The 4,777-nt window shown below is 47.1% G+C and carries 8 protein-coding genes; 3 read left to right on the forward strand and 5 right to left on the reverse strand.

All coding sequences use genetic code 11. From position 1 onward, the window contains the following. Together Q0413_RS03125 and Q0413_RS03130 are read left to right on the forward strand one after the other, a co-directional pair. A partial coding sequence (locus Q0413_RS03125) for a hypothetical protein (RefSeq protein ID WP_298987196.1) occupies positions 1 to 206 on the forward strand: 206 nt, incomplete at its 5' end. A 52-nt stretch (positions 207 to 258) separates the two neighbouring features. Next, positions 259 to 762 carry a hypothetical protein gene (locus tag Q0413_RS03130; protein ID WP_298987198.1) on the forward strand — a complete coding sequence of 168 codons (504 nt, stop codon included), beginning with the start codon at positions 259 to 261 and terminating at the stop codon, positions 760 to 762. A gap of 117 nt (positions 763 to 879) precedes the next feature. On the opposite strand, the gene Q0413_RS03135 is transcribed toward Q0413_RS03130, so the two are convergent. From Q0413_RS03135 to Q0413_RS03150, 4 genes are read right to left on the reverse strand one after another with little or no spacing between them, the layout of a single operon-like run. Continuing rightward, positions 880 to 1,431 (reverse strand): 2-oxoacid:acceptor oxidoreductase family protein, encoded by a 552-nt coding sequence (locus Q0413_RS03135; protein ID WP_298987201.1) that lies wholly within the window; start codon positions 1,429 to 1,431, stop codon positions 880 to 882. Beyond that, entirely contained in the window at positions 1,428 to 2,273 is an 846-nt protein-coding gene (locus tag Q0413_RS03140; protein ID WP_298987203.1) for a 2-oxoglutarate ferredoxin oxidoreductase subunit beta, read from the reverse strand. The genes Q0413_RS03135 and Q0413_RS03140 overlap by 4 nt, the downstream gene beginning before the upstream one ends. Continuing rightward, a complete protein-coding gene (locus Q0413_RS03145; RefSeq protein ID WP_298987206.1) occupies positions 2,274 to 3,395 on the reverse strand; it encodes a 2-oxoglutarate synthase subunit alpha in 1,122 nt (373 codons plus the stop codon). Next, positions 3,395 to 3,706: a 4Fe-4S binding protein gene (locus tag Q0413_RS03150; protein ID WP_177388316.1), complete on the reverse strand. Its 312-nt coding sequence runs from the start codon at positions 3,704 to 3,706 to the stop codon at positions 3,395 to 3,397. Before Q0413_RS03150 ends, Q0413_RS03145 begins: the two co-directional genes overlap by 1 nt. A 198-nt stretch (positions 3,707 to 3,904) precedes the next feature. On the opposite strand from Q0413_RS03150, the gene Q0413_RS03155 reads away from it, so the two are divergent. Next, complete coding sequence (locus Q0413_RS03155) at positions 3,905 to 4,066, forward strand: hypothetical protein (protein WP_298987208.1); 162 nt, start codon at positions 3,905 to 3,907, stop codon at positions 4,064 to 4,066. Between the two features lie 33 nt (positions 4,067 to 4,099). Here the strand turns inward: Q0413_RS03155 and Q0413_RS03160 are convergent. Further along, the coding region (locus tag Q0413_RS03160) for a hypothetical protein (protein ID WP_298987211.1) at positions 4,100 to 4,777 on the reverse strand (678 nt) is incomplete at its 5' end.

Below are 4,777 nucleotides of genomic sequence, written 5' to 3' on the forward strand. Positions count from 1 at the left end.
ACTGCTATATGCTAAGTGCGACCGAAATACACTATGGCGGAGATATAAATTCGGTAATTAAATATCTTGGTAAGACATGTGAAGCAGCAAATAGCCTGTTTAAAAACGAAGCGTGCAAGATAAAAGAGGAATTGGAAAAATGTCTAAATGACAGCGAGTGCAATCCTATAAAAAAAGCAAGAATTTTGTTAAAAAGCGTAAGATGATGTTGTTTAAAAAGCCGCTTTATATATCAAAATTTTAAATAGGAGAGAAAAAATGCAGAAAATTAAATTTATAATTCTAGCTTTCATATTTTCAATATGCTCTAGTATGGCAAGACCCATGGATTCGAGCTTTTTCAAAACTTGGGAGGAAAAAGAGCTAAATTTAGAGTGCGATAACGGCGATGGAAAATATAGCGCATGCACAAAGCTAGTCGAAATTTTATCCAAGAAGTGCGACGAAGGAGATTACGAAAGCTGCGGATCGCTCGGCGCGGTGCTTTTGGTTACAATGGGTAGATATAAAGATTCCGTTTCAGCATTAAAGAAAGCTTGCGAGGCAGACATGATGTATTATTGCTTTTTGCTAGCAGGGAATGAAATATTTTACGGCGGAAATATACATAGGGCTATCGGTTACTTTGACAAGGTTTGTTACGGAAAAAACAGCGACAAGAAGGATTTTTCTTGTAAAATAAAGGAGCAATTAGAAATTTGCTTAAACGACAGCGAGTGCAATCCTTTAAGAAAAGCGATGAGTATACTTGTACCAAAATAAAAATTTTAACAACGCGATAAATTTCATCCTTATAGCTGATGCACTTCGCAAAAAAAAGCAAGAATAAAGCCGCTAGAATATTACCGCCCACTTCTATCGTTTCGCTGCCATAAAATTTTACTCCGCAAAAACCTCTCTCGCGTATTTTATCCCCAAATCATACGCCTTTTCATTTAGCGCGCGGGTTTTTTCGGGCACAGAACGGAGCATTTGCTCTTTTACGAGCCCTGCGTCCATGCAGCGACTAAGCTCTACTGCGATCGCTAGAGCCACGACACTTTGAGTGATGACATTTCCAACTTCGTATTTTGCGATGGTAATGATTGGAATTTCATAAATTTTAAAGCTTGCCCTATCCTTATCGCTCGGCACTACTAAATTCGGCTCGATTACGATCACGCCGCCTTTTTTCACGCCGCTTTTGAAAGCATCGTAGCTGCTCTGCGCTGTTGCGAGCATAAAATCGATCTCGCCCTCGCTCGCGTAAGGATATAGAATTTCTTCATCGCTTAAGATAATATCCACTTTCGTAGGTCCGCCACGTACCTGAGAGGTATATGTAGATGCCTTGATTCCATAGCCGCCGTGCGCGATCTTTGCCGCAGCTAGAATTTCACCCGCTAAGATCACTCCTTGACCGCCCACTCCCACAAATCTTAATTGATTCATCTTAGTCCTTCAAAATTTATCGCTTCGCCGCTTTGTGCCGCGTCTATCACCTTTTGATACGCCTTTGTATATTCGGTGCGCTCATTATCTTCGTGCAAAACTCCAAGCGGAAATAGCCCCGCTCGCTCATCCTCGCTAAGAGCGTCAAATTTTACTTTAGAAATCGTGCGCGAATCAAGCCACTTTAGCATTTGCACCGCCTCGCTCATTTTATTTTTACGACCCAAATTTACGTGGCAGTTGCTAAAAATATCAAAAAAACTATAACCCTCGTGCTCAAAGCCCTTAGCCAAAAGTCGCTCGATTTTTTCGGGATTTGTCACGCTCTCGCGTCCAACAAAAGTTGCTCCGGCAGCGATTGCAAGTTTTGCCGCATCAAAGCTAGGATCGACATTGCCGTATTGCGCCGTAACCGTCCAAAATCCGCGCGGCGTCGTAGGGCTCGTCTGCGAGTTCGTAAGCCCGTAGATGAAATTGTTTACTAAGATATGATTTAGATCGATATTGCGGCGGCATCCATGGATCGTGTGATTGCCCCCTATCGCAAGCCCGTCGCCATCGCCAGTGACTACTATTACGTGCTTACCTGGATTTGCGAGCTTGATACCCGTAGCATAAGCTATCGCACGCCCGTGCGTCGTATGGACGGTATTGCAGTCTATGTAACTAGACATCCTGCCACTACAGCCGATACCGCTTACCACGCACACATCGTCCATACTCCAGCCTATGCGGTCAATCGCGCGAATGATCGCTTTTAAGATCACTCCGTCGCCGCAGCCCCAGCACCAAAGTGTAGGCATCTTGTCCGTTCTTAGATATTTGTCGTAATCAAACGCCATTTAAAGCTCCTTTACTTTCTCGATAATCTCGCTAGGGCTGATCGGTCTGCCGTTTGCCTTAAGAAGCGTCTTAAAATCATCCCTCAAACAAGCGCGCTGCACCTCTAGCAGATACTGCCCTAAATTTAGCTCGGCGATCAAAATTTTATTAAATCTCTCCCCTAGCTCCTTTAGCTTGCGCGCAGGGCTTGGCCACAGCGTGATCGGGCGAAAAAGTCCCACACGCACGCCTTGCCCACGTAGCTTTAAAATCGCGTCTTTTGCTGCTAAGCTAACGCTGCCGTAGGCGATGATGCAAGCATCAGCGTCATCTAGCATAAATTCCTCATATTGCACGATCTCATCTTCATGCGCCGAAATTTTATTAAAAAGCCTTTTTATAGAGCGATCCACGATCTGCTCGTTTTCGGTCGGAAAGCCCTTCGCGCCGTGATGAAGCCCCGTTATGTGATAGTGGTATCCCCTAAAAAAGGGATTTAGCACCGCAGGCTTATCGGGCGCAGCATCGTAAGGCTCATAATCTTTCGGACTACCTTTAAATTCCGCCCTATGCTCGATTTTTAGATCCGAAATTTCAGGCAGCACCGCCTTTGCCTGCATATGCCCAAGCGTCTCATCAAGTAGCAAAAATACCGGCGTCATAAACCGCTCGGCTAGATTGAAGGCGCGCACGGTCTGCGTGTAAGCCTCCTTTAGCGAGCCCGGGCACAGCGCGATGCTTTGAAAATCGCCGTGAGTAGGGTTGCGAGCTTGCAAAATATCGCCCTGCGCCACTCGCGTAGGAAGCCCGGTGCTAGGACCTCCGCGCATAACATTTACGATTAAAAGCGGAATTTCAGCGATAAAGCCAAGCCCAATCTGCTCTGATTTTAGCGAAATTCCAGGGCCGGAGCTTGCCGTCATCGCCTTTGCACCGCTCATCGACGCGCCCAAAGCTACAGAAATGCCCGAAATTTCATCTTCCATCTGGATAAATTTGCCTCCGACCTTAGGTAGCAAGCGACTCATCTCGTGCGCGATCTCGCTGCTCGGCGTGATCGGGTAGCCGCCAAAAAAATTACAGCCGCAATCAATCGCCGCACGCGCAATTAAGGCGTTGCCTGTGGAAATTACCTCTCTCATTATGCGTCCTTGGGTTTCATAAAATTATTGTTTTTGATCTTTTCTGCCATCTCTCTAGCCTGCGAGCTTAGACGAGCGAATTTAAAGCCTTTGGGCGCAACGAAAATCGCAAAATCAGGGCAGTGCAACTCGCACTCCCTACAGCCGATACAGGCGCCCTCATCCACCACGTCGATCATCATGCCCTGCACGGCGCCCTCGTCCTGTCTCATCGCGATCGCGCCGCTAGGACAGACGCTTACGCAGATGTTGCACGCCTTACAGCGGCTCTCATCCGTCCAGACGGCGCGCTGGCTCTCATTTTCGCTCATATTTTCTCCTTAATTTATCAAAATCTGCACTAAATCCCGCTTCGCGATTTAAAATTTGAAATTTTGCGGCGCAAGCCTGCTTTGATCGCATTAAAGTCCTCTCGTTTTTAAATTTTGCAGAGTTTAAATTTTAAAATTTTGTGGCGTTTAAAAATTTTACGTCACGCAAAATTCTGCGCCAAAGTAAAATTTTAATCTATGAAATTTCACAGCGGGCAAAATTGCGCAAATTTTAAAATTCCGCAGCGAATGAAATTTTACGCTGCAAAATTCCACGAGCTTAAATTTCTTGCCAAAGTGAAATTTGATGCTGCAAATTCTATCGCAAGAATTCTGCGCTTTAAAATTTTAGCTCTGTAAATTCCGCGTCGCGTCGAATTCGCTTTATTTCCACTAAAACTTTAGCTCCGCTATCCGCTCACGCATCCGCTCAAGCTGCGCGTAAAACTCGCCCGAGTAGGCGAAATTTCTCTCTATCGCACCCATTTTGCCGACGCTTACGAAGCGCCCCAAAGGCACCCCGGATCTATCCACGACGCAGCAGGCGAGCGTGCCGCAGGTATCAAAAAGGATATATTTTATGATCTTTACGATCCCAGCAGCGGGCGCCAAATACGCCGACGTGCCCAGCAGCTCGCCGATCTGCGCGCCGGCGCGTTTGGTATTTTGCACCGCGCGCTCGAAAATTTCATCCGAAATTTCAAATCCCAGCTCGTTTTTAAACGCGATCATCTCTTCGCTATGCGGGCCCACGATCGCGCTTCTCATCGATGAAATTTCCTTGCCGCTCGCTCGCGCGAGTTCAAATTTAAGCCGCGCGCCGTCTAGCTCGCCCGCCATGCCGATGACGCGCTCTTTTGCAAACCCGCTAGCCTGCAGCGCCGCATAGACCATCATATCAAGCGGATTGGTAACGACGACGATAATGGAGCTAGGCGCGTATTTTGCGGCATCTCGCGCGCATTGCGCGACGATGGCGGCGTTGCTGCCAAACAGCTCCTCCCTGCTCTGCCCCGCCTTTCTTGCATGCCCCGCCGTGATCACGACGATGCCTGCCTCCGCTATGTCGCC

The sequence above is a fragment of the uncultured Campylobacter sp. genome, assembly GCF_938045465.1.
GTDB lineage: Bacteria > Campylobacterota > Campylobacteria > Campylobacterales > Campylobacteraceae > Campylobacter_B.